Source organism: Maritimibacter alexandrii, from assembly GCF_005871115.1.
Classification (GTDB): domain Bacteria; phylum Pseudomonadota; class Alphaproteobacteria; order Rhodobacterales; family Rhodobacteraceae; genus Maritimibacter; species Maritimibacter alkaliphilus.
Map to the genome: position 1 here is coordinate 368,625 of NZ_SWKQ01000014.1, position 24,130 is coordinate 392,754.

Here is a 24,130-nt window from a genome sequence, read left to right on the forward strand (position 1 = left end):
GGGTCAGTCGATCCGGGCCAGCACCTCGACCGGCCAGCGGTGGCCCAGACGTTTGTGATAGGTGATCCGCGCCGGATCGGTGACGAGCGTGCAAGGCCGGTCGACCAGCGCCCGCGCGCCTTGGGTGACCAACATCTGCCCCAGTGGCGCGCCGATGCAGCGATGGCGCCCCTGCCCGAACATCAGCACGCCCGAATGGTCGCGCGTGGGGTCGAAGCGGTCGGGATCGGGGTGCAGGTCGGGATCTCGATTGGCGCTGCCGAGGGCCAGAAAGATCGGCGTGCCTTCGGTCAGTTGCACCCCGTCGCGCTCATGCGCTTCACGCACGACGCGGGGGATGGTCTGGGCCGGGGTTTCCAGCCGCAGAACCTCCGTCACGGTGGCGGCGATGTCACCCTCGCCCGCCCGCAGGGCCGCAAGGTGATCGGGGTCCGACGCCAGACGGATCAGAACCTGCGCGATCGCCGCCTCGATGTTCTCGATTCCGTCGGCGAGGACCAGCAGCGCATGGTCCCCGATTTCGATGTCCGTCAGCCCGCCCCGCGCGATGAGGTGCGAGATCAGGTCCGGGCCGGGGGTGGCATGGCGGGCCGAGACGGCCCCGGCGATATAGTGTCGGGTCGCCTCAAGCCCGGCGTTCACATCGTCGAACCCGGCGCGGTCGGTGATCGGCGCGAACAGCTTGAAAAGCGCCCCGGTCGCCCGCGCGACGGCCGCCGGGTCATGGTCGAGGCCGACGAACCGGGCCATGGCCTGCGTCGCAAAGGGGCGACCGAACCCGGTGATGATGTCCTGCGGCCCCTGCCCGGCCAGTCGGGCCAGATGCGCCTCGGCCAGCGGGCCGATCCACGCCTCGGCCCCGTCGAACGTGTCGAAAAAGGCAGCCGACAGCGGTTTGCGCATGTCCACGTGCCGGGGCTTGTCGAGGAAAGGCGGGATGTTCGCGGCCACGTCCGCCGCCACGTAGCGGTCGCGGTTCTTCTCGGCCAGCATGGAAAAGCGCGAGGGCGCATTGCCCAGCCGGGCATCGGTGAAGGCCGCCTTGATGTCGGCGGCCCGCGTCATCACGTAGCCGCCGGATTTCACCGGGGCGAGCGGCGCGTTGTCGCGCAGCCATGCCCATGTCGGCGCGGGGTCCGCGACGAAGGCGTCCGACAGCAGATCGACGGGAAGGTCGGGCGCGGCGGGTTTAGCCCGCCCAGCGCCGAACCAGCTTTTCAGTTTCCTCATCGTTCCGGTCCAGATGCTCGCGCAGGGCCGCGCGTTCCTCGTCAGTCAGGGGCACGCCCGCCGCGAATTTGGCGAGGATCTCCACCTTGTAATAGCGCAGCGCCGCCGAGAGCATGAACACCTCGTCGGTGAGGTCCGCCGTCGTGGTGGGCGAGCACATGTCGGCGATGTTGTCCGAGGCCATGCGGATCGGCACCCCCGCGGCGGCCAGTTCCAGCACTCGCACGATGGAATTGTAGGTCGGGGTCATGATCGGGCGAAGCTGGCGCATCCCGATGGCCGCCGAGGGGCAGGAGATGATGCCGATGTTGGTCTCCAGCAACGCCTCGACATAGGCCTCCCACCGGGCGTCGTCATAGGTCGAGGGGGAAATGGCGTGGACCGCCCAGACCTGCGGCTCGTCGCCCTCGAGCACGCCTTCGCGCCGAGTGACCTCGATCAACCGTTCGGTGCCGTTTTCCTGCGGGATGTTGAGTTGGTCGGTGTGGACGTGGAGCATCTTGCCGGTCGTGCGCGCCAGATCGAGCATCCGCACACAATGTTCCTCGAACCCGATGTTGTCGGGATAGTCGTCCACATCGTCCGCTTCGGGCAGGCAGCCGATGAAATCGGCGGACTTCACGCCCTCTTCGAACACCCGCCACCGCTCGGGCTCGTCATCGCGAAAGCCCAGCGGGGTATAGGCGGCGGCGCGCAGGGTCAGCCGATTGCCGTAGTCGCGCGCGATCCCCATGATCTGATCCAGCGCCGAGGTGCCGACCCGGTCGGGGGTCACGTCCACCATCGTATCCACCAGTCGCGTGCCCGCGCCCACCATCACGTCCAGCGTGGCCCGCACGCGGGCGTCGAGGTTTTCGGGGTCGTAGGCCGGGCCTTCGTGAACGCTCGCGATCAGCTTGTGCTTCTTCTGAAGCGAAATATGCGAGCTTTCCAGCACCTGCACGCGCCCGTGGTCGACGAATCCGTCGTCCAACGTATTGGCCCGGTCGAGATGCACATGCGCGTTATGGAAGCCGCCGAGCCGGTCCATCTCGGCTTTGAATTTGTCGTAAAATGGTGACTGCACGGTTCCCCTCTTGGCTCGCTCTTCGGCGGCGTTCACGCCACAAACCCTTCTGGTGAGTATGCGATTTTGATCGGACCGTGAACAGGGGCACCTGGTCGTTTTCGCCCGGCGTGTCGTCGCGGTCATCGTGGCCGGGCGCCGATGCAGGCCTTGGCGGGCGGCAATACGTTACAGAAAATGAAAACGTGAATATCTTTGGTAACATTTTTTCTTGCATCGAATCGTGTGCTTGATTAAGTCGACCGTGCGGTCGAAAAAACTATGCCGTGATCTGGGAGGATCCATGTCGAACGCTTACATCTGTGACGCACAGCGCACGCCCATCGGCCGCTACGGCGGTGCCCTGTCCTCGGTCCGCACCGATGACCTCGCCGCGATTCCGATTGCCGCCCTCATGGCGCGCAACCCCAACGTGGACTGGGCGAAACTGGATGACGTGATCTATGGCGACGCGAATCAGGCGGGTGAAGACAACCGCAACGTGGCGCGCATGGCCGCGCTTCTGGCGGGCCTGCCGACGGATGTTCCGGGCACGACCGTCAACCGCCTCTGCGCCTCCGGCATGGACGCGGTCGGGATGGCGTCGCGCGGACTGAAGGCGGGCGACTACGACCTCGCCATCGCGGGCGGTGTCGAAAGCATGAGCCGCGCGCCCTTCGTGATGCCCAAGGCGACCAGCGCCTTCGCACGCCAGAACGCGGTCTATGACACGACGATCGGCTGGCGCTTCGTGAACAAGAAGATGAACGCCGATTACGGCACCCATTCAATGCCCGAAACCGCCGACAACGTGGCCGAGGATTACCAGATCAGCCGCGCGGATCAGGATGCCTTCGCCGCCCGGTCGCAGGCCCGCTGGGCCGCCGCGCATGAGGCGGGCAAGTTCGCGGACGAGATCACGCCGGTCAGCGTGCCGCAGCGCAAGGGCGACCCGGTCGTCGTGGACACCGACGAGCACCCGCGCCCCGGCACCGGGGTCGAACAGCTTGCCAAGCTCAAGGGCGTGAACGGACCGGACCTGAGCGTGACCGCAGGCAATGCCTCGGGCGTGAACGACGGGGCCGCCGCGATCCTGATGGCCTCCGACGCCGGGCTGAAGGCCCACGGCCTCACCCCCCTCGCCCGCGTCGTGTCGATGCAGGCCGCCGGTGTCGAGCCGCGCGTCATGGGGATCGGGCCGGTGCCCGCGACGCGCAAGGTGCTCGCGAAAACCGGGCTCACCATGGACGACATGGATGTGATAGAATTGAACGAAGCCTTCGCGTCCCAAGGCCTTGCCACGCTGCGCGAACTTGGCGTGGCGGACGACGACGACCGGGTGAACCCCAACGGTGGCGCCATCGCCATCGGGCATCCGCTGGGCATGTCCGGCGCACGTCTGGTGCTGACGGCGGCCTATGAACTCAAGCGGCGGGGCGGGCGTTACGCCCTGTGCACGATGTGCGTGGGCGTGGGCCAAGGGACCGCAATGATTATCGAGCGGGTCTGACCCGCAACTCAGGAGGACCGACGACATGTATGCTCAAATGGTCAAATCCACCGGCCAAGGCGTGAAATCGCTGGAAGAAATGGAGCCGGAGGAACGTGCGTTTCAGGAAAAGGTCGATGCGGACATCCGCATCGAACCCCGCGACTGGATGCCCGAAGGCTACAAGAAGACGCTGATCCGGCAGATCGGTCAGCACGCGCATTCGGAAATCGTCGGTCAGCTTCCCGAAGGCAACTGGATCACCCGCGCCCCCACGCTGGAGCGCAAGATGATCCTTCTCGCCAAGGTGCAGGACGAGGCGGGGCATGGCCTTTACCTCTACTGCGCCGCCGAGACGCTGGGCGTCAGCCGCGATGACCTGACCAAGCAACTGCTGTCAGGCAAAATGAAATACTCGTCGATTTTCAACTACCCCACGCTGACATGGGCCGACATCGGTGCGGTCGGCTGGCTGGTGGACGGTGCGGCGATCATGAACCAGGTTCCGCTGCAACGGACGAGCTATGGCCCCTACTCCCGCGCGATGATCCGCATCTGCAAGGAGGAGTCGTTCCACCAGCGACAGGGCTACGACATCATGATGAAGATGGCGAAAGGCTCGGACGCGCAGAAACGCATGGCGCAGGATGCGCTCAACCGCTTCTGGTATCCGTCGCTGATGATGTTCGGCCCGTCTGATGCCAACTCGGTCCATTCCGAGCAGTCGATGGCGTGGAAGATCAAGATCAACACGAACGACGAGCTGCGCCAGAAATTCGTCGATCAGACCGTGCCGCAGGCCGAATACCTCGGCCTGACCATTCCCGACGACACGCTCGCGTGGAACGAGGAAAAGGGCGGCTACGACTTCGCCGAGCCGGACTGGGACGAGTTCTTCGACGTGCTCAAGGGCGCAGGCCCCGTGAACAACGGCCGTCTGGAAGCCCGCCGCAAGGCGTGGGACGACGGCGCATGGGTGCGCGAGGGGCTACTGGCCTACGGTGAAAAGAAACGCGCCGCCAAAGTGGCCGCGGAATAAGGAACGCTGACATGAGCAAAGAATGGCCCCTGTGGGAAATCTTCATTCGCGGCCAGCATGGCCTGAGCCACCGTCACGTGGGGAGCTTGCACGCCCCTGACGCGGAAACCGCCGTCAAGAATGCGCGCGACGTCTACACGCGCCGCAACGAAGGCGTGTCGATCTGGGTGGTGGAAGCCCGCCACATCACGGCGACCGCGCCGGGTGACAAGGGTCCGATCTTCGAACCCAGCGAGTCGAAAATCTACCGTCACCCGACCTTCTACGACATCCCGGACGAAGTGGGGCATATGTAATGACCCAACAATCTGACCCGAAGTTCGAGGCGCTTCTGCGGCTCGGAGACAATACGCTTATCCTCGGCCATCGTGTGAGCGAGTGGTGCGGCCACGCGCCGGTGCTGGAAGAGGACATCGCGCTCGCCAATACCGCGCTTGATTTGCTGGGCCAGACGAACCTCTGGCTGGAATACGCGGGCGAGGTCGAGGGCAAGGGCCGGTCCGCAGACGATCTGGCCTTCCTGCGCGACGCTTGGGATTTCCGCAACGTGCTGCTCGTCGAGCTGCCCAACGGTGATTTCGGCCAGACGATCATGCGGCAATACCTGTTCGACGTGTTCAACCGGATGAACCTCGAAGCCCTGACCACATCGGCCGACAGGCAGATCGCCGAGATCGCCGAGAAGGCCGCGAAAGAGGCGGCCTATCACGTCGAACGCTCGGAAGGGACCGTGATCGGGCTTGGCGACGGGACCGAGGAAAGCCACCGCCGGATGCAGGATGCGCTGAATGTGCTGTGGCCCTATGCCCAGGAACTTTTCATCACCGACGAGGTGGATGAGGCGATGGCCGAGGCCGGCGTGATCCCGCATCCGAAGTCGTTGCAGGACGCATGGGACGCCGAAGTGCGCGCCGTGCTGGCCGAGGCGACGCTGGAGGTGCCGGAGGCGCATTTCGGCCATCGTGGATCGGGCAAGGACGGGCGGATGCATACCGAGCATCTGGGCCATATCCTGACCCAGATGCAGTGGCTGCAACGCGCCTATCCGGGGCAGGAGTGGTGAGCCGATGGCCCACCCGTCTACAGAACAGGTGTGGGACTGGCTCGACACCATTCCCGACCCGGAAATCCCCGCGATCACGCTGACCGATCTGGGCATCATCCGCGATGTGGGCTGGAACGGCGACACCTGCGTGGTGACCGTCACGCCCACATATTCCGGCTGCCCCGCCACCTCGCTCATCAACATGGAGATCGAGACGGCGCTGCGCCAGCATGGGTTGGAGCGGATCGAGCTGAAGCGGCAGCTCAGCCCGGCCTGGACGACCGACTGGATGAGCCAGCGCGGACGCGAAAAGTTGGAAAAGTACGGTATTGCGCCACCGCAACCGGCAGGTGGCCCCGACAAATGTCCGAATTGTGCAAGTTCCAACGTCGAGAAACTGAGCCAGTTCGGCTCGACCCCGTGCAAGGCACAGTGGCGGTGCAAAGACTGCCTTGAGCCTTTCGACTATTTCAAGTGCATCTGAGGAGGAGCGGATGGCACGCTTCCACGAACTCGAAGTCACCGGCATTCAAAAGACGATCCGCGATGCGGTCGTCGTGTCGCTGAAACCCAAGGACGACGACGCCGAGGCGTTCGACTTCATCCAAGGGCAATACCTGACCTTCCGCCGCGATTTCGACGGCGAGGAACTGCGCCGGTCCTATTCGATCTGCGCGGGCAAGGATGACGGCATCCTGCAAGTGGGCATCAAGCGGGTCGATGGCGGGGCGTTTTCGACCTTTGCCAACGAAGAGCTGAAGGTGGGCGATACGCTCGAGGCGATGCCGCCGATGGGCCGGTTCTACACCGAACTCGATTCCTCGGCGGGCAAGAACTATGTCGGTTTCGCGGGCGGGTCGGGCATCACCCCGGTCCTTTCGATCCTGCGCACGACGCTGGCGCGCGAACCGCGTTCGACCTTTACGCTGGTCTACGCCAACAAGGGCGTGGCGACGATCATGTTCCGCGAGGAACTCGAAGACCTGAAAAACACCTTCATGGGCCGCCTGTCGGTGATCCATATCCTCGAAACCGACGCGCAGGAGATCGACCTGTTCACCGGGCTCGTGACCGAGGAAAAGGTGGGGCAACTCTTCCGCTCCGGCTTTCTCGACGCCGAAGGAACCGACACCGCGTTCATCTGCGGGCCGGAACCGATGATGCTGGGGATCGCCGCCGGGCTGAAAGCCGCAGGGCTCGCCGAGGACCAGATTAAATTCGAACTCTTCGCCTCCGCCCAGCCCGGTCGGCTGAAAAAGCGGGTGGTCTCGAAAGAGGCCGGATCGACCGCCAACGAGGCGCAGATCGTGGTCACGCTGGACGGGTCCACGCGCACGGTGTCCGCGTCCAAGGAATTGTCAGTGCTCGATGCCGCGCGGTCCGACAACCTCGACGCGCCCTATGCCTGCAAGGCGGGGGTCTGTTCGACCTGTCGCTGCCGAGTGCTGGAGGGCGAGGTCGAGATGGTGACGAACCACGCGCTCGAAGATTACGAGGTGGAAAAGGGCTATGTCCTGTCCTGCCAGAGCTATCCGGTAACCGACAAGGTGGTGGTGGATTATGACCAGTGATTTCGCGGAAATGACCCTGTCCGACTACCTCGCCGCAGGTGGTCGCCTCACCTCCCCCGGCAACGTACCGCCGCGTTACCGGGCCGAGCTTTTGAAACTGATGGCGACCTTCGTGGACTCGAACCTTGCGGGTGCCGCCGGGTTCGCGGATGCGATCAACCTTGCGCCGGGCATCAAGGCGCGGGGCGCGGCCGCCCGGATCGTGGCCGAAAAGCTGGCCAATGCCGACCGGGTGCTGGCGCTGATGGGCGAGTTCGGGGCCGATACCGACCGATATGTCCAGCAGCATCCCTGGGACACGCGGCTCGACCGCGACGCCGACATCGGCGCGACCCGGATCGAGCAGGACATGCGGCTCGCCGTGTTCAACTACCCCTTCACGGGCTGGGCCGACTCGGTGGTGATGAACCTCCTCATGGGCACCGCCGTGGTGACGCAGCTCGAAGAGTTGCGGCAGGTGAGCTATCAGCCGTTGGCCGAGGCGTTCCGCGACATCCTGAAAGTCGAAACGCATCACGCCAAGCTGGCCGAGGATGGCGTCGCGGCTCTGGTCGAACAGGGCGAGAACCTGCAAGCAAGCGTGGACTACTGGATGCCCCGCGTGGGCGTGAGTTTCGGGATCGGGGATGCCGGGCGGCTTGAGCAGTTGAAGGCGATGGGTCTGCGTCGTCAGGACAACGCGACGCTCAAATCGGCGTGGGAAGGGCGTATACGTCCCATCCTCGACGGGTTCGGGCTGGAAGGGTGAAACCGGCGGCGCTGTTCGAGCGCCGTCCCGCTTCTCGTCGCGAAGACGCGCCGCCCGCTCGGATGAGCGGCGCTCAGACCTGCTTGACGCCGCCCAGCACCATGTCGGCGACAATGGCCGCGTAGTCCTCGCGATCGGCGGCCCCTGCCCCCCGCGCCCATGTGAAATACCAGTTCAACATGCCGAACACGGCCATCGTGGCCCCGCGCAGCTTGCCCGCGTCGCCTTCGAACCGGTCCGGCGCGATGTGGGACAGGATGTCCGACAGGAACCGCACGAGATCACGCTGAAGCCCGCGCAATTCGCGCTGCTGGTCGTCGGGCAGAAGCGCCATTTCGTTCATCTGGATGCGGTGTTTGTAATCGTAGCCCTCATAGGCCAGCATGATCGCCCGCACCACTTCGCGAAGCTGCTGCTCTGCCGTCAGCCCTGCAAGGTCCAGCCCCAGCACGGTGTCGCGCAGGGCCCGGAGGTGGCTGTCGAGGATGTCGTAAAGCAGCGCCTCTTTCGACGGGTAGTAGTGATAGATGTTGGCCTTGGAGATCCCGCATTCCTCGGCCAGCCGGGTCATGGACGAGCGGTCGTAGCCCTCGGTCGCGAACACCTTGGCCGCGGCCAGAAGGATCTGGCCGCGCTTTTCGTCATGGTCGCGTGCGATCGAACGTGCCGCCATCAGCCCTTGTCCCGGTTGTCCACCACGCGCTTGGCCTTGCCTTCCGACCGGGCCACGTCGCCGGGGTTCCCTACGACGATTTCGGTCGAAACGCCAACCACGTCCTTGATCCGTTTGGTCAGCATCCGGGCGGCGGCGTTCTTGGACGCCTCGTCCGTGCTGTCGGGCATGGCTTCGACGAAGACGCGCATCCCGTCCATCCGGCCCGACTTGTAAAGCTCGATCTGGAAATGGGCGGCAAGGCCCCCGGTCGCCAGAACCTGCTCCTCGATCTGGGTCGGGAAGACGTTGACGCCGCGCAGGATCATCATGTCGTCCGACCGCCCGGTGATCTTTTCCATCCGCCGCATCGACCGCGCCGTGCCGGGCAGAAGCCGGGTCAGATCGCGCGTGCGATAGCGGATCATCGGCAGCCCCTCTTTGGTGAGCGTGGTGAACACCAGTTCGCCCAACTCGCCATCCGGCAGCACGTCGCCGGTCTGGGGGTCGATGATCTCGGGCAGGAAGTGATCCTCCCAGATGACCGGGCCATCCTTCGTCTCGACGCATTCGTTGGCGACGCCCGGCCCCATGATTTCGGACAACCCGTAGATGTCGACCGCGTGCATGTCGAAGGCCTCTTCGACCTCCTTGCGCATCGAATCCGTCCACGGCTCGGCCCCGAAGACACCGACTTCGAGCGAGCTTTCGCGCGGGTCGAGGCCCTGTTTGTGGAATTGCTCAAGGATGTTGAGCATGTAGGACGGCGTCACCATGATCGCCTTGGGCTTGAAGTCCTGAATGAGCGTGACCTGCCGCTCGGTCATGCCGCCCGACACCGGCACCGCTGTCGCGCCAAGCCGTTCGATCCCGTAATGTGCGCCCAGACCGCCGGTGAAGAGGCCGTAGCCATAAGCGTTGTGCACGATGTCGCCGGGGCGCACACCTGAGGCACGCAAGCTGCGCGCGATCAGGTCGGCCCAGTTCGAGATGTCGGCGGCCGTGTAGCCCACGACGGTCGGTTTGCCGGTGGTGCCGGAGGAGGCATGCAGGCGCACGATCTGCTCACGCGGCACGGCGAAGAGGCCGAAGGGGTAGTTGTCGCGCAGGTCGCCCTTGTAGGTGAAGGGGAATTTCGACAGGTCCGAGAGCGATTGCAGGTCGTCGGGGTGCACCCCCGCCTCGTCGAACCGCTGTTTGTACATCGGCACGTTATCATAGGCGTGGCGCACCGACCATTTCAGCCGCTCGAGTTGCAAGCTGCGGATCTCGTCGATCGAGGCGATCTCGATCGGGTCCAGCGTGGCGCGGTCCGGGGTCAGGTCTTTCATTTCGTTTCCTCCTCGAACAGGGTGCCGGGAATGGCGCGGGACATGCCACGCATCTCGGCGATCCGGGTGCCGTCCTGATTGGTGACGGTGATGTCGTAGATGCCGGAGCGGCCTTTGATATAAAGTTCCTCGGCCACGGCGGTCAGCACGTCGCCCTCTTTCCCCGGTGCGAGGAACGAGATCATGTTGTGCTGAGCCACCGTCGACTGGTTCCGGCTGTTGCAGGCGAAGGCGAAGGTGCTGTCGGCCAGTGCGAAGATCACGCCGCCGTGGCAGATCGCGTGGCCATTGCAGTGGTGCGGCATGACGGTGAGAGTCATGGTGGCTTTGCCCTCGTCCACCTCGCCCAGTTCCATGCCGAACCACTTGGACGACTGGTCGTTGTCCCACATCGCGCGGCAGGCCTTTTCGGCGCGGTCCTTGGGTGTCATTGCGGCTTCTCCCCGGTGAACTGAGGTTTACGTTTGTCGAGGAAGGCGCCCACGCCTTCGGCATAGTCCGGCGAGGTGCCGCACTGGAACATAAACTCGGCTTCAAGGTCGAGCTGCGCGTCCATCGTATTGGTCTCGGCCGCCTGAATCGCCTTTTTCGTCTGGGCATAGCCAAAGGTCGGCCCCTTGGCGAACTTGGCCACCTGTTCGCGCGCGGCGGCGAGGTATTCGCCCTCAGGCAGGCATTTCCAGATCAGGCCCCAGGCTTCGGCGGTCGCGGCCGGAAGCGGCTCGGCGGTGAGCGCAAGGCCCCGTGCGCGGGCCGGTCCGACAAGGTTGGTCAGCGAGAAAGAGCCCCCGGTATCGGGGATCAGTCCGACATTGGCGAAGCTCTGGATGAACTTGGCTTTCTCCGACGCGATCACCATGTCGCAGGCAAGCGCCAGAGACGACCCCGCCCCCGCCGCCACGCCGTTCACCGCGCAGACCACCGGCATCTCGAGCGCCCGGATCTGGCGCACCAGCGGTGCCCAGAAGGTGCGCACGGTATAGCCAAGGTCGATCTTGTCGGTCTTGCGCGGATCGCGGTCGCCCAGATCCTGCCCGGCGCAGAACCCCTTGCCCGCCCCAGTCAAAAGCACGGCCCGCGTGCCATCCGTCGCCGCCGCATCCAATGCCGCGCGCAGGGCCAGATGCTGATCTTCGTTGAAGCTGTTCAGCCGGTCGGGACGATTAAGAGTGATCTCCGCCCATCCGTCCTGCCGGTCCACGAGCACCGTGTCGCTCATACCATCCTCCCTTGGTGTTGCGGCATACTTGCTTAAACCGACTGGTCGGTCAATAATGTTCTCGATCCCGACTCAGGGAAAACGCAACGTAAGGGAGGATGACCATGACCATCATGGACGTGTCCAGCTATGCCGCTGGCGAATGGGTGAAACCGGGTGCCGGCGCGCGCAACATCGCCTCGGCCGTGACCGGCGAGGTCATCGCGACCGCGGGCAACGACAGCCTCGACGTGCAGGCGATGCTCGATCATGCGCGCAATGTGGGCGGGCCCAACTTGCGCAAGATGGGCTTTCACGAACGCGCCAAGATGCTCAAGGCGCTGGGTCAGTACCTGACCGAGCACAAGCAGAAGCTTTACGACATCTCCTTTGCCACCGGGGCCACCCAAGGCGACCACGGCTTCGACATCGACGGCGGCATCGGCACGCTTTACGTCTTCGCCTCCAAGGGGCGGCGCGAATTGCCGGACGGCCACGTGCTGCTCGACGGCGACGTGGAGGAGTTCTCGCGCCACGGCACCTTCAAGGGCCAGCACATCTACACGCCCATGCAGGGCGTCGCGGTGCATATCAACGCCTATAACTTCCCGGTCTGGGGGATGCTGGAAAAGGTCGCCCCCACCCTCTTGGGCGGTATGCCCGCTATCGTGAAACCGGCGACGGCCACCAGCTATGTGACCGAGCTGTGCGTGAAGCTGATGCTGGACTCCGGCCTTCTGCCCGAGGGCGCGCTGCAACTCGTCGCGGGCGGGACCGGCGACATGCTCGACCGGCTGACCTGTCAGGACGTGGTAAGTTTCACCGGCTCCGCCGACACCGCGCTCACACTCCGTTCGACCCCGGCGATCCTGCAAAACGCCGTGCGCTTCACGGCGGAAGCCGACAGCCTGAACTCGTCCATCCTTGGCCCCGATGCCGAACCCGGCACGCCGGAATTCGACCTTTTCGTCAAGGAAGTACAACGCGAGATGACCGTGAAAGCGGGCCAGAAATGTACTGCGATCCGGCGCATCCTCGCCCCCGAGGCCCATGTGGAGGCGGTGATCGACGCCCTGCGCGAGCGGCTGGCGAAAAACGTCATCGGTGACCCGGCGAACGAGGCGACCCGCATGGGTGCGCTCGTCTCGACCGGACAACGCGCTGACGTGCTTGAAAAAATCGCGACCCTCGGCACCGAGGCCGAGCGCGTGATCGGTGACCCGGACAATTTCGAAGTTCACGGCGCGGACCGCGAAAAGGGCGCGTTCCTGCCCCCGATGCTCTACCACTGCGCCAACCCCGACGCGGCGACCAAGGTGCATGAGACCGAAGCCTTCGGCCCGGTGTCCACCATCATGGGCTACCGCGATCTCGACCACGCGATCGACCTTGCCAACCGCGGACAAGGCTCGCTCGTCACCTCGCTCATCTCGAACGACCCGGACACCGCGATCAAGGTCGCGACCGGCGCGGGCGCTTATCACGGGCGCATTTACATCAACAACCGCACCTCGATGAAGGAATCCACCGGCCACGGCGCCCCCCTGCCCCACATGACCCACGGCGGTCCCGGCCGCGCGGGCGGCGGCGAGGAAATGGGCGGCATCCGGGGCGTGAAGCACTTCATGCAGCGCACCGCCATCCAAGGCTCGCCCGACATGCTGCAAGCCATCGGGAACCAGTTCGTGCCCGGCGCGACCGAGACACCGGCCCCGGCGCATCCCTTCAACCGGACCTTCACCGACCTCGAAATCGGTGAGACGATCACGACCGACGCCCGCCAGATCACCCTCGACGACATCGAACATTTCGCCAGCTTCACTGGCGACACGTTCTATGCCCACATGGATGCCGAGGCGGCCAAGCGAAACCCGTTCTTCCCGGACCGGGTGGCGCATGGCTACCTCCTCCTCAGCTTCGCGGCGGGGCTGTTCGTCGAGCCGAACGAAGGGCCGGTTCTGGCCAACACCGGCCTCGATGACCTGCGGTTCATGCAGCCCGTGGTGGCGGGCGACAGCATCCACGTGAAGCTGACCGTCAAGCGCAAGACCCGGCGTACCGACGCGTATGGCGAGGTGCGCTGGCACGTCACGATCCTCAATCAGGACGAGGCGCTGGTGGCGACTTATACGCTCCTGACGATGAACGCCTATTGAGACCCGCATGGGGCGGGGATACCCTCGCCCCATGACCGCATCCCCCGACATCGATAGGCTTCTGGCCCTCGGACCGCTCAAGGTCTGGTCCGTGGTCGTCACGATCATGGGCGATCTGTGCCGCGCCCCCGAAGACCGGATCGAGGGGCCGCTGCTGACCCGGTTGGTCGAAGGCACGGGGATCAACAATCAGGCGCTGCGCGTGGCGCTTCACCGGCTGAAGCGCGACGGCTGGATCGAGGCGGAGCGCGACGGGCGCGTCTCGTCCTACGCCCTGACGCCCGAGGGCCGCGCCCGCACCGAGGCCGTGCGCCCGGTGATCTACGCCGCCGCGCCGCCCGCCCCGGTTCCGGTGTCGCTGGTCCTGCCGGAGCCGGCGATGGCCACGCAGGACTTCATCGACGCTCTGCCCGACGACACCGTGTTCCCGGGCACCCGGTCGGCGCTCACCACCGGGCCGCTCGACCCGGCCCTATCGGCCGCGCTGGTCACCACGCTCGACACCGCCGCCCTGCCCGACTGGATCGCATCCGTGGTGATCTCGCCCGAAGCCCTCGCAGACTACACCCGGCTGGCACAGGCGCTCGAAACCCTCGGACCCGCGCCCGACGACATCGTGACGCGCACAATCCTGCGGCTCATCGCCTTTCACCACTGGCGGCGGATGCGCCTGCGCCACGGCACGCTCCCCGACCTCATCCTCGGCCCGGACTGGCCCGGCGCACAGGCCCGCACGGCAATCGCCCGCACGCTTGACGCCCACCCGCGCCCCGCGCTCGACGCGCTGCGCGCCGCCGCAACCACCCTCGCCTCCTGATCTTCTCTGTTTCAAAAAACCTCGGGAGAGCGCGAGAGGGCAGCGCCCTCTCGCCGGGGAGTTTGAGGGGCTTTTCCCTCATTCAGACCTGCGGAGTTTGAGGGGCCTGCCCCTCATATCTGAGAGCGCGGGCGCAAGCCCGCACCATCCGGTCACGCGCCTCAGTGCGGCGCGAGGTCCGGGTGGGCGGCGGCGAAGGCAGGGATCTCGTCCAGCCTGTCCGAGATATGCCGGATCTTCGGCATCGGCGCCAGATCGACCTCCCAGCGCCGGGCGTTGTAAAGCTGCGGCACAAGGCAGATGTCGGCCATGGTCACACCACCGCCGTAGCAGTAGTCGCCCCCCTCCAGCATCGCCTCGAACGCGGCAAGCCCCGGCCCGATGAAGGCCTGCATCCAACCCTGCATGGTGATCGCGCCCCCCGACGCCGCCACCGCGTGTTTCGCCACGCGCAGGTTGCAGACCGGGTGGATCTCCATCGCGATAGCATAGGACAGGGCGCGCACCGCCTGACGGCCTGCCGGGTCTTTTGGCAGCAGTCCCAGATCGCGTGTCTCATCCAGATATTCGAGGATCGAAAGCGATTGGGTAAAGCTGTGCCCGTCGATCTCCAGCACCGGGACCAGCCCTTGCGGATTGCGGCTCATATGCGCCTCGGATGTCTGTGCGCCCGCCTGAAGGTCGACGGTCACCGCCTCCCATTCCATATCGGCAAGGCCCATCGCGATCCGCAGCCGGTAGCTTGCCGACGACCGCCAGTAATCATGCAACGTGACCATCCCGGCCTCCCTGTCCTGTTTCGTTCTTGATAGGTGGGCGGGCGGGCAAGGTCCACCGGATCACTCATCGCCGCCGTGATGAACCCCGCTGATGAGGTTGGCCCGCATCAGCCGGTCTTCCAAGCTTCCGCGCGGCACGGCGATCTCGTCGAGCCAGGCCTGCCGGGTCGCAAGGTCACGCCGGGCGCGCATGATGGCCTCGTCCGGCGATACGGCGAAGAACCGCACCTTGTCGCCCGCCCGCGCCTGCACCAGCGCATCGGTCGCGGTCGAAACAAGTGTCGCGATCTTCGGATAACCCCCGGTCGTCTGGTGATCGGCGAGGAGCACGGTCGCCACCCCGTCGCCCGCCACTTGGATCGAGCCGCGCAGGGTCGGCTCGGACGGGATCGACAGGGCGTCGGCGAGGGCCAGTTCGGGGCCGTCCAGCCGCATCCCCATCCGGTCATAGGCGGGGGTCACGGTGAAGGGTTCGCGGGTCAGGGTGTCCAACGCGCCCGGCGCGAACCGGTCCTCCTGCGGACCGGGCACGACCGGTAGGCGCGCGTTCGGGTCCGGCAGGGGTGGCGCGGGCAACGGGCCTTCGCGTGACGGGGTCGCCTCGGCATGGCGCAGGGTGATCATTTGTCCGGCGGTCAGCGCCCCGCCGCCGAACTGCGAGATCGCGTGGGTCGCGGTGGCGCCGAGCCAAGCCTGCGCGTCGACCTCGCCCGCGATGGCGAGATAGCACCAGCTGCCCCATTTGCCCGCACGGATCGTCAGGCTTTCGCCCGCCGACAAGGTGCGCACCACCCAGCCTTCGACCCGCGCCCCGGCATGGTCGAGCGTGAAGCCGCCGCCGCAGACCGCGAAGCTCACCGTGCCGCTCTCGCAGGTCAGGGACAGGCCGCCCATCGACACCTCGATCGCGGTGGCCCCGGCTGGCCTGCCCAACGCGCGGTTGGCGGCGGCATGGGCGAAGCGGTCCATCGGCCCGGACGCGGGCACGCCGAAGCGCATCCAGCCGCGCCGCCCACCGTCCTGAAAGCTGACCTGCGGCCCGGCGAAGGTGACGGTAAGCACCGCGTCAACCATCGCCCCGCTCCGCCATCCGGGCCTCATAAGTGTCCCGGTCGATCCGGGCGAACCGGACGCGGTCACCCACGTCGAACAGGAACGGGTGATCGGCATCCGAGCGCAGGATGGGCGTCGGCGACCGCCCGATGATCGACCAGCCGGTCGGCATGGTGAGCGTGGTCACGAGGCATTGTGGCCCCGCGATTATGACGCTGCCCGCCGGGACGTCGCGCAGGGCCGCCGACTTGCGCGGAACGCGGATCTCCTCCGGCACGCCGGACATATAGGCATAGCCCGGCGCGAACCCATACATACGCACCCGAAAGGCCGCGTCGCGGTGCGTGCGGATCACGTCTTCGGTCGTCATCCCGGCCGCATCGGCCACCGCTTCCAGATCCGGGGCGAAGGCAGCGTCATAGCAAATCTCGATGACGCGCTCCTGTCCCTGCTGATCCGTTCGGACCGGATTGGCAAGCATACGTTCTATCTCGCCCTGAACCGTGCGGTGGTCGGTCGCCTCCGGGTCGAAATTCACCAGCAGATTGACCAGCGCGGGCACCCATTCGATCGCCCCGGCGGGTGTGGATTGCGCCAATCGCGCATCGAGGGCGAGGACTTGCGCGCTCATCTCGTCCCCGATCTCGGTCCCGAAACTGACGAGCAGCGCGTGATCGGCCACGGCGCGGTATCGCGGCCAGCCGCTCACGCCAGAAACGGGGCCAGCGTGATGCCTTTGGCGGACAGAGCGTCGCGTATGCTGCGCGCCGTTTCGACCGCCGCCGGGTTATCGCCGTGCACGCAAATCGAATGAGCTTCCAACGCCACGTCGCCACCGCCCAGCACCGGCATCCGGCCCGTTTCGAGGAACCCGACGAGCCGATCCGCCGCTTCGCCCGCATCGTGCAGAACCGCCCCCGGCGTACCGCGCGGCACCAGTTGCCCGTCGGACTGATAGGCGCGGTCCGCGAAGACCTCGGAATAGACCGCCATGCCCCGCGCCTTCGCCACCTGCTCCAGCTTCGTGCCGGAAATGGCGAGGATCGCGAGCGCCGGATCGAAGGATGCGACGGCATCCGCGATCGCCTCGGCCACCTCTTCGTCTCGGCCCGCAAGATTGGCGAGCGCGCCGTGGGGTTTGACGTAAGCCACTTTCGTACCCGCCAGACCCGCCATGCCGACGAGCGCGCCGATCTGGGCAGTCACCATCCGGGTCACTTCGCCCGGCGCCATCGGGATCACACGCCGGCCGAACCCTTCGCGGTCGGCATAGCCCGGATGCGCGCCGACCGTGACACCCAGCTCGGCGGCGCGTTTCAGGGTGGCGAACATGGTCTCGGGGTCGCCCGCATGCCCGCCGCAGGCGACGTTGGCGCTGGTCACCAGCGCGAGCATCTCGTCGTCATGGCCCATGACCCACGGGCCGAAGCTTTCGCCAAGGTCGGCGTTGAGGTCGATCCGCATGGTCACCCCTTGTCTGATCTCAAGCCCAGTCAATCACCCACAGGCGGGAATTGGAATATGCCGCGCCTAGCTGATATGGGTGGCGAAGAACGCTTTCGTCCGATCATGGGCCAGCGCCGCGGCATCGGCCACGTAGCTTGGACGCTGGTCGTTGGCGAAAGCATGGCCGGCCTCGTACATATGCGTTTCGATCTCGGGCAGGTAGGCTTTCACCTCCGCGATGCCTTCGGGCGGTGTATGGTCGTCCTGCGTGCCGAAATGCGCGAGCATCGGAGCCTTCAGAGGCCGGTCGAGGTAGCTGGGCATCCGCGTGCCGTAGAATGCCACGCCGCCCGCGATGTCGAGCGTCTGGGCGGATCTGAGCGCGAGGCCGCCGCCCCAGCAGAACCCGATCACGCCGACCTTGCCCCCCTTGGCGGCGAGCGCATCGACCGTCGCGCCGATGTCCATCATGGTCTGGTCCAGATCGGCCTTGGCCATCAGGTCGCGCCCCCGCCCCGGATCGTCGAATGCGATGACCGCGCCGCGTTCCTGACGGTCGAAAAGCGCGGGAATCGCCACCTCATACCCTTCGGCGGCATACAGGCGCGCGACGCCCTTCAACTGATCGGTCAGCCCGAAGATTTCCTGAATGACGACGATCCCGCCGCGCCGTTCGCCCTGTGCCGGTTCGATCCAGCACTCGAAACCGTGGCCATCGTTCGCCTGAAGTCGGGTCATCATATCGCGTCCTCCGCTGTCTGGGACGTTGATAGCAGCGCCGTGCGGGATGATCGAGAGAGCGCGTGCCATGCACCTGCCGGATCGAGCACCGGAGCACGGGCGCGCGGATGGCCTTTGCGGCCGGTCCCGGCGATTGCGTGACCACTTCACACCGAATTGCATTGGCGATTTCGTGATTGCCTGATATGGACGTGTCGCAGACGTTATCTTTTTCGACCAAGTCTCCGACCACACCGGCGTTACTTCCCTCGATCCAGACTACTACGCCGACCTGCCGCATCCTGCGGGCAGACTACTAAAGGAGACTACGGAATGGCCACTGGCACCGTGAAATGGTTCAACGCAACCAAAGGCTTCGGCTTCATCGAACCGTCGGAAGGCGGCAAGGACGTTTTCGTCCACATCTCGGCTGTCGAGCGTTCGGGCCTCACCGGCCTCGCCGACAACCAGAAGGTGTCGTACGAGCTTCAGGCGGGCCGCGACGGTCGCGAATCCGCCGCGAACCTCGAACTGCTCTGAGCTGTTGCGAGATGCCGCGCGGGTATCCGCACGGCGCATGAGATAACGTCGCGCCCCAAATCGGGGCGCGATTTTCGTTTCAGGGTCAGGCGTCGGCGAGCCGCGACTGCGCGAAGGTCGCGAACCAGTCGAGTGCCGCCGGGTTCCGGGTCGCATCTTTCGACGCGACCTTGTCCGGGTTCTCGCCCAGAAGCATCCGGCGCACCGGAACCTCCATCTTCTTGCCGGTGAGCGTGGTCGGAATCTCCGGCACCTCGACGATTTCGTCCGGCACATGGCGCGGCGACCGTTCGGCTCGCAGGCGGCGCGCGATCTCGGCCTTCAAGGCATCGGACAGGCTGCCGTTCGCCATCTGGACGAACAGCGGCATGTAATAGCCCCCATCCTTTTCCTCGATGCACACGATCAGGCTGTCCGCGATCTCGTCGAAGGTTTCCATCGTCCGGTATATCTCGGCCGACCCGATGCGCACGCCGAAGCGGTTGAGCGTCGCGTCCGAGCGGCCAAGAACGTAAGACCCGCCGCGTTCGTTGAACCGCACCCGGTCGCCGTGACGCCAGATGCCGGGATAGACGTCGAAATAGCTGTCGGTGTAGCGCGCGAACCCTTCATCGCCCCACAAAAAGAGCGGCATCGAGGGCATGGGCTGTCGGATGACCAGTTCGCCCACCTCGCCCACGACCGGCTGCCCCGCCTCGTCGAAGGCGACCGCATCGCACCCCAGCGCAGGGGCCTGAATCTCGCCGGCATAGGCCGGCAGCAGGCTCGATCCGCCGAGGATGCCAGAGCACACTTCGGTGCCGCCCGATTGCGAGGTGGCGTAAAGATCGCGTTTCACCGCCTCGTGCGTCCAGGCCAGAATCTCCGGTGTCGCGGGCGATCCGGTCAGCAGGATGGTTTCCAGCGCGGACAGGTCGAACTCTTCCCCCGGACGAATGCCCGCCCCGCGCACCATCTGCATGAAGGTGGGTGATACGCCGAAGGTGGTGACGCCGGTTTCTGCCATGATGCGCCACATCAGTCGGGCGTCGGGATAGGCCGGGTGCCCGTCGTAGAGAACCACTTTGCCGTCCAGCATCGGTCCGGCCATCAGGGTGTTCCACACCATCCAACCCGTCGTCGAATAGCAGAAATAGACCGAGCCCTTGTGCATATCGAGTTGGAAGGAAGCCTTTTTCAGGTGTTCGACGACGATGCCGTGGTGCCCGTGCGTGATCGGCTTCGGCAGGCCCGTCGTGCCGGAAGAGAACAGAACCCAAAGCGGATGATCGGACGGCACGCGGGTAAAGGCAAAATCCGCGCGCGCCACGTCCGGGCCGGTGAACAGTGCTGCCCAGTCCAGCGTCTCGCCCGCGAAGACGGGCCGCCCGGCGCCGGGCAGGTAGTCGAGCAGGACCAGCCGCTCGGCCGTCGGCAGGGCCGCGAGGATGCCCGCCAATTCGCCCGAGCGGTCGTAATACTTGCCGCCGTAGCGGTAGCCGGTCACCGCAAAGACCAGCTTCGGTTCGATCTGGCTGAACCTGTCGATCACGGTCTGAGCGCCGAACTCCGGCGCGGCCGAGGACCAGATGCCGCCGATGGCGGTGGTCGCCAGCACGGCGATGAAGGTCTCGGGGATGTTCGGCATATAAGCCACCACACGGTCGCCCGGCTCGATCCCCATCTCACGCATCCGGGTCGCCAGTTTGCGCACTTGTCCGGCGACCTCGGCCCAGCTTATCGCGGCGATGTCCGGCCGCGTCTCGGCACAGTGCATCATCATCGGACGCTCCGGGTCGCCCGATGTTTCGTGGCGCAGGATGTTCTCGGCATAGTTCAGCCGTGTTCCGGTGAACCAGCGCGTGCGCGGCATCGGATCGTCGGTCAGCACCTGCTCGATCTCGCCCTCGTGGATCACGTCGAAATAATCCCAGACCGCGCGCCAGAACGACGCCGGGTCTTCGACGGACCAGACCTGCAATTCTCGATATCCGGCGAGCGACACGTCGCGCTCGCCCGCGAGCCATGCAAGGAACCGGGTCAGCTCGGCCCGTGCCCGACGCTCCGGGCTGGCCGTCCAGAGTTCCTGTCCTTCGCTCACCGTACTCATGCCATCTGCTCCGTTAACGTGTCAGGGTCGACCTGTTCGATCATGGTGAGCACGATATGTACGCGCGTCGCAGGTTCAACCGCCTTGAACGCCGCCCGGTCATTCAGACGTATCGTCACCCCGATGCCGCGTGCCCTGTGTGGCTGCGATTTCCTCGTCGATGATCCGTTTCCACGCGGCGATCCGGGCGTCGTCCACATCCTGCGCATGGACGGCGATGGAAATGGCAAGGTCGGGTTCCGCCGAGAACGCCTTGACCCCGCGCCCAAGCCCGTAGATCGACGAATAGGCCTGCCCCCGGCTTTCCGCAAAGCCCGTGCGCCGGGCGCGTTCCATCGCGTCGCGCACGCTGTCGGCGCTCAGGCTTTCGAAGGCGTCGAATTCCGGTGCGATGGCCGCGATCACCCGTTCGGCGGTCGCGTCCGGCAACCCGGCGAGGAGCGCGGTGGCCCCCGCCCCGACGCCCAGATAGCGCCGCTGCCCCACTTCGACCGGGATCACCCGGATCACGGTGCGGCCCTCGGCCTTGTGGATGCACACCGCCTCGAACCCCGAGCGGCGCATCAGGTAGGTGGTCACGTTCGCGCGTTCGGCCACGCGGTCCACGCAGGCCGTCCACGGGGCGAGGCCCAGCACCCGGTCGCTGACGGCGAGGCCGAGCTCGTAACTGAGCATCCCCACCTCGTAACGGCGGGTGTCGGCGTTGTAGGCGGCCAGCCCGGTGTCGGTGAGGCTTTTCAGGATGCGGTGGGTGGTCGAGCGGGGCAGACCCACGGCTTCGGAAATCGTGCGCAGGGTCTTGGGCGCGTCCCCCGACACATGCGCGATCTGCTTCAGGATCGCCGCCGCGCGCCGGATCGCCTGAGTTCCGTCCTGATTGCCGTCTTTCATACCGTCACCCACACCATTGCCGAGCTTTTTCCGTGCGAAACCCGTGCGCTGCACGCCCGCTTTGCTCCACTAGTGACCCAGTGTTAACTTGGACATCCCGTCCCGCAAAGCACGTTTCCTGATTTTCCGGCGCGCATGGCTGCGGCGTCGGAATGGGCATCGGGTCCGGACTACCCCCGCGCAATCGCGATGTTGAGCAGCACCTGACGCTGTTCCTCCTCCGCGACGCGGATCGCCCGGTCGAGCGCGGCGGGCAGATCACGCCCGTCGGTGACTGTCTCGGTATAGGCCCGGCTCGCCTCGGCCACCTTGGCGAAATCGGGGCTGGGGCGCAGCGAGGTCAGCGGCACCTCGTTCGCGGTCTTGCTTTCGCCCTCAGGGTAGAGCCCTTGAACCGAGTATCGCACCGCCGCCCATTCCTCGTTGTTGAGCACAAGCACGATCAGCGGGACGTTCTGCGCCTCGGCCACGAAATGACAGGCGGTCGGGTTGGCGAACATGTAGCTGCCGTCACCCACGGTCGCGACCACCAGCCGGTCCGGGTCGGCCATCTTGGCCCCGATCGCGGCGGGCATCCCCCAGCCGAGGCCGCCGGAGAACGGTTCCTGAAAGTAGCTGTCGGGCTGGTCGAGGTCGAGCGGCTGGAGCGGGCAGCCAAGCTCGTGAAACACGGTCGCGCGCCGACCCTTGAGCGCACGGCCCAGACACAGGCTGACCCAGTCTTTCGTCATGGGTGCGCTCGCCCCCGCCTCGGCGCGGGCCATGACCGCCGCACGCGACGTTTCGCTCGCCGCCGCGACCCGCTTGCGCCGCGTGGCGATCCGGGTTTCGTCGCGCGGCTCGGCACCGACCGCTGGGATCAGCGCGGCAAGGGTCGCGCCAACGGGTCCGGCGAGCGTGATGTCCGCCGGGAAGTTGCGCACCGGCGTGCGCCCGAACAGCGGGTCGGGCGCGGCCTGAATGATCGTCGCATCGTCGCGCAATTTGACACCGTCGGGCATCCACGGCGCGAGGCAGTCCAGCGCCAGCACGACGTCGGCTTCGGCCAGCCACGGCGATGGGTCCGCCCCGACCTGCATCGGGTGGGCCATGGGAATGGCGATCTGGTTCGGCCAATAATGCACCAGCGGGATCGCGTGATCCTCAACGAACCGGGTCAGGGCGGCGAACCCGTCGGCACCCCCCGCCCCGCGCTGCGCGATGATGACGGGGTTGTCCGCCTGGGCGAGCGCCCTCGCCGCTCTCGCGACCGCATCGCCATCGGGTGCGGTCGTCACCGGTGTCATGCGCGGCGGGGCCGAAATCCCCTCTGCCGGGCAAGGTTCGCACAGCACTTCACGCGGGAGGCTCAGGTAGACCGGCCCCTTCGGTCCGGAATTCGCGATCGCCCAGGCGCGATCCAGAAGCTCGGGCACCTGTTCGGGAAAGCGGATCTCGTATTGCCACTTGGTCGCCTCGCGGATCAGCGCCTCCTGATCGAACATCTCCTGCCCCCAGCCGATGGGAACCGTGCGCGCCCCGAACCGCCCCCGTTCGGTGGTCGGCGTGCGGCCCGACATGACGATCATCGGGATATGGTCGCACCACGCGTTGATGATCGCGGTCGCGCCGTTCGACAGGCCCACGTTCGTGTGCAGCATCACCGCCTGCGCGCGCCCCGACACCTGATAGAACCCGTGCGCCATCGACACGGCGGCATGTTCATGCGGGACCGTGACGGGCAGCGGCAGGTCCAACCCGCGCCGCTGCGCCTCGACCAGCCCTTCGATGATCGGCGGAAAATCGGTGCCGGCATTGCTGAACACGTGGCTGACGCCGAGTGCTTTCAGTTTGGTGAAAATCGCCCCACCTGCGGTGATCGGGCTATCCCCCGGCGTCTCGCCTTTCATGCGTCCTCCCTTTGCCTCGCCTGATGCGAGACCGCCGACGCACTGTGATTTTGCACCGCGGGCGCGTCAAGGGATGGTCGCCCCGTGGAAGCCGGGCGCTGTGAGCGGTCCGGCGTTTCGGGCCGAGCGGCAGGCTGGGAGAGCCTATCGCCCCCTACAGCACGAAGTCCCGCTCCGTCAGCGTGAGCAGCCCGGTGAGGTGGATCTCGGCATCCGCCACCGTGTCGCCGTCGGTGTCGAGCGCGATGATGGTGTCGCCGCCCGACTGGCTCATCGTCAGCGTGCCGCCGAAGGTGAACGCCTGATCGCCGCCCGTGGTCGTGTCGGCGTCGATGGAGCGCAGGATGATGCGGTCCACTCCGGCCTCGAAATCGTCGATCCGGTCGGCCGCCGCGCCCAGCC

Annotated in this window: 24 protein-coding genes and 1 pseudogene; 10 read left to right on the forward strand and 15 right to left on the reverse strand. The window is 66.0% G+C overall.

What is annotated here, in order from left to right; translation table 11 throughout:
• Positions 1-3: 3 nt before the first annotated feature.
• Positions 4-1,230, reverse strand: coding sequence for a cytochrome P450 (locus tag FCT00_RS18530; RefSeq protein ID WP_138424194.1), 1,227 nt, complete (start codon positions 1,228-1,230; stop codon positions 4-6).
• Positions 1,190-2,296, reverse strand: coding sequence for an amidohydrolase family protein (locus FCT00_RS18535; protein ID WP_138424195.1), 1,107 nt, complete (start codon positions 2,294-2,296; stop codon positions 1,190-1,192). The genes FCT00_RS18530 and FCT00_RS18535 overlap by 41 nt, the downstream gene beginning before the upstream one ends.
• A gap of 283 nt (positions 2,297-2,579) precedes the next feature.
• Here FCT00_RS18535 and pcaF point away from each other — a divergent pair, with 283 nt between their 5' ends.
• From pcaF to FCT00_RS18570, 7 genes are read left to right on the forward strand one after another with little or no spacing between them, the layout of a single operon-like run.
• On the forward strand, positions 2,580-3,785 hold the full coding sequence (gene pcaF, locus FCT00_RS18540) for a 3-oxoadipyl-CoA thiolase (RefSeq protein WP_138424196.1): 1,206 nt from the start codon (positions 2,580-2,582) through the stop codon (positions 3,783-3,785).
• A gap of 25 nt (positions 3,786-3,810) precedes the next feature.
• Positions 3,811-4,803: a 1,2-phenylacetyl-CoA epoxidase subunit PaaA gene (gene paaA / locus FCT00_RS18545; RefSeq protein ID WP_138424197.1), complete on the forward strand. Its 993-nt coding sequence runs from the start codon at positions 3,811-3,813 to the stop codon at positions 4,801-4,803.
• Between the two features lie 11 nt (positions 4,804-4,814).
• Positions 4,815-5,099: a 1,2-phenylacetyl-CoA epoxidase subunit PaaB gene (gene paaB / locus FCT00_RS18550; protein ID WP_008329826.1), complete on the forward strand. Its 285-nt coding sequence runs from the start codon at positions 4,815-4,817 to the stop codon at positions 5,097-5,099.
• A complete protein-coding gene (gene paaC / locus FCT00_RS18555) occupies positions 5,099-5,866 on the forward strand; it encodes a 1,2-phenylacetyl-CoA epoxidase subunit PaaC (protein ID WP_008329827.1) in 768 nt (255 codons plus the stop codon). The genes paaB and paaC overlap by 1 nt, the downstream gene beginning before the upstream one ends.
• A gap of 4 nt (positions 5,867-5,870) precedes the next feature.
• Positions 5,871-6,332 carry a 1,2-phenylacetyl-CoA epoxidase subunit PaaD gene (gene paaD, locus FCT00_RS18560; RefSeq protein ID WP_138424198.1) on the forward strand — a complete coding sequence of 154 codons (462 nt, stop codon included), beginning with the start codon at positions 5,871-5,873 and terminating at the stop codon, positions 6,330-6,332.
• 10 nt (positions 6,333-6,342) lie between these two features.
• The gene (locus tag FCT00_RS18565) at positions 6,343-7,419 is read left to right on the forward strand and encodes a 2Fe-2S iron-sulfur cluster-binding protein (protein ID WP_138424199.1); all 1,077 of its coding nucleotides are present in this window, start codon (positions 6,343-6,345) and stop codon (positions 7,417-7,419) included.
• The gene (locus tag FCT00_RS18570) at positions 7,409-8,167 is read left to right on the forward strand and encodes a Phenylacetic acid catabolic protein (protein WP_008329831.1); all 759 of its coding nucleotides are present in this window, start codon (positions 7,409-7,411) and stop codon (positions 8,165-8,167) included. The genes FCT00_RS18565 and FCT00_RS18570 overlap by 11 nt, the downstream gene beginning before the upstream one ends.
• Positions 8,168-8,240: 73 nt before the next feature.
• Here FCT00_RS18570 and FCT00_RS18575 read toward each other — a convergent pair whose 3' ends face one another.
• The 4 genes from FCT00_RS18575 to paaG are packed head-to-tail and all read right to left on the reverse strand — an operon-like array spanning position 8,241 to position 11,369.
• Entirely contained in the window at positions 8,241-8,840 is a 600-nt protein-coding gene (locus FCT00_RS18575; protein ID WP_138424200.1) for a TetR/AcrR family transcriptional regulator, read from the reverse strand.
• On the reverse strand, positions 8,840-10,150 hold the full coding sequence (paaK, locus tag FCT00_RS18580) for a phenylacetate--CoA ligase PaaK (RefSeq protein WP_138424201.1): 1,311 nt from the start codon (positions 10,148-10,150) through the stop codon (positions 8,840-8,842). Before paaK ends, FCT00_RS18575 begins: the two co-directional genes overlap by 1 nt.
• Positions 10,147-10,581, reverse strand: a complete 435-nt coding sequence (gene paaI / locus FCT00_RS18585; RefSeq protein WP_008329837.1) for a hydroxyphenylacetyl-CoA thioesterase PaaI — start codon at positions 10,579-10,581, stop codon at positions 10,147-10,149. The genes paaK and paaI overlap by 4 nt, the downstream gene beginning before the upstream one ends.
• A complete protein-coding gene (paaG, locus tag FCT00_RS18590; RefSeq protein ID WP_138424202.1) occupies positions 10,578-11,369 on the reverse strand; it encodes a 2-(1,2-epoxy-1,2-dihydrophenyl)acetyl-CoA isomerase PaaG in 792 nt (263 codons plus the stop codon). The genes paaI and paaG overlap by 4 nt, the downstream gene beginning before the upstream one ends.
• Positions 11,370-11,473: 104 nt before the next feature.
• Here paaG and paaZ point away from each other — a divergent pair, with 104 nt between their 5' ends.
• Positions 11,474-13,504, forward strand: coding sequence for a phenylacetic acid degradation bifunctional protein PaaZ (gene paaZ, locus FCT00_RS18595; protein WP_138424203.1), 2,031 nt, complete (start codon positions 11,474-11,476; stop codon positions 13,502-13,504).
• Positions 13,505-13,535: 31 nt separating this feature from the next.
• Positions 13,536-14,321, forward strand: coding sequence for a PaaX family transcriptional regulator C-terminal domain-containing protein (locus FCT00_RS18600; protein ID WP_171043045.1), 786 nt, complete (start codon positions 13,536-13,538; stop codon positions 14,319-14,321).
• 161 nt (positions 14,322-14,482) lie between these two features.
• Here the strand turns inward: FCT00_RS18600 and maiA are convergent, their stop codons facing one another.
• The 5 genes from maiA to FCT00_RS18625 form a co-directional block, all read right to left on the reverse strand.
• Entirely contained in the window at positions 14,483-15,100 is a 618-nt protein-coding gene (gene maiA / locus FCT00_RS18605; protein WP_138424205.1) for a maleylacetoacetate isomerase, read from the reverse strand.
• A gap of 60 nt (positions 15,101-15,160) precedes the next feature.
• Complete coding sequence (locus FCT00_RS18610) at positions 15,161-16,174, reverse strand: 5-oxoprolinase subunit C family protein (RefSeq protein ID WP_138424206.1); 1,014 nt, start codon at positions 16,172-16,174, stop codon at positions 15,161-15,163.
• Entirely contained in the window at positions 16,167-16,862 is a 696-nt protein-coding gene (locus tag FCT00_RS18615) for a 5-oxoprolinase subunit B family protein (RefSeq protein ID WP_138424207.1), read from the reverse strand. Before FCT00_RS18615 ends, FCT00_RS18610 begins: the two co-directional genes overlap by 8 nt.
• Complete coding sequence (locus tag FCT00_RS18620) at positions 16,859-17,617, reverse strand: LamB/YcsF family protein (protein ID WP_138424208.1); 759 nt, start codon at positions 17,615-17,617, stop codon at positions 16,859-16,861. The genes FCT00_RS18615 and FCT00_RS18620 overlap by 4 nt, the downstream gene beginning before the upstream one ends.
• 66 nt (positions 17,618-17,683) lie before the next feature.
• A complete protein-coding gene (locus FCT00_RS18625; protein WP_235889183.1) occupies positions 17,684-18,337 on the reverse strand; it encodes a dienelactone hydrolase family protein in 654 nt (217 codons plus the stop codon).
• Positions 18,338-18,652: 315 nt separating this feature from the next.
• On the opposite strand from FCT00_RS18625, the gene FCT00_RS18630 reads away from it, so the two are divergent.
• Positions 18,653-18,859 (forward strand): cold-shock protein, encoded by a 207-nt coding sequence (locus FCT00_RS18630; protein ID WP_008329858.1) that lies wholly within the window; start codon positions 18,653-18,655, stop codon positions 18,857-18,859.
• A gap of 85 nt (positions 18,860-18,944) precedes the next feature.
• Here FCT00_RS18630 and FCT00_RS18635 read toward each other — a convergent pair whose 3' ends face one another.
• The 4 genes and pseudogenes from FCT00_RS18635 to FCT00_RS18650 form a co-directional block, all read right to left on the reverse strand.
• On the reverse strand, positions 18,945-20,948 hold the full coding sequence (locus FCT00_RS18635; RefSeq protein WP_138424210.1) for an acetoacetate--CoA ligase: 2,004 nt from the start codon (positions 20,946-20,948) through the stop codon (positions 18,945-18,947).
• A gap of 99 nt (positions 20,949-21,047) precedes the next feature.
• The gene (locus tag FCT00_RS18640) at positions 21,048-21,839 is read right to left on the reverse strand and encodes an IclR family transcriptional regulator (protein WP_138424211.1); all 792 of its coding nucleotides are present in this window, start codon (positions 21,837-21,839) and stop codon (positions 21,048-21,050) included.
• 170 nt (positions 21,840-22,009) lie between these two features.
• The gene (locus tag FCT00_RS18645; protein ID WP_138424212.1) at positions 22,010-23,728 is read right to left on the reverse strand and encodes a thiamine pyrophosphate-requiring protein; all 1,719 of its coding nucleotides are present in this window, start codon (positions 23,726-23,728) and stop codon (positions 22,010-22,012) included.
• A gap of 154 nt (positions 23,729-23,882) precedes the next feature.
• Positions 23,883-24,130: pseudogene (locus FCT00_RS18650) on the reverse strand (M10 family metallopeptidase C-terminal domain-containing protein); the annotation flags it as partial.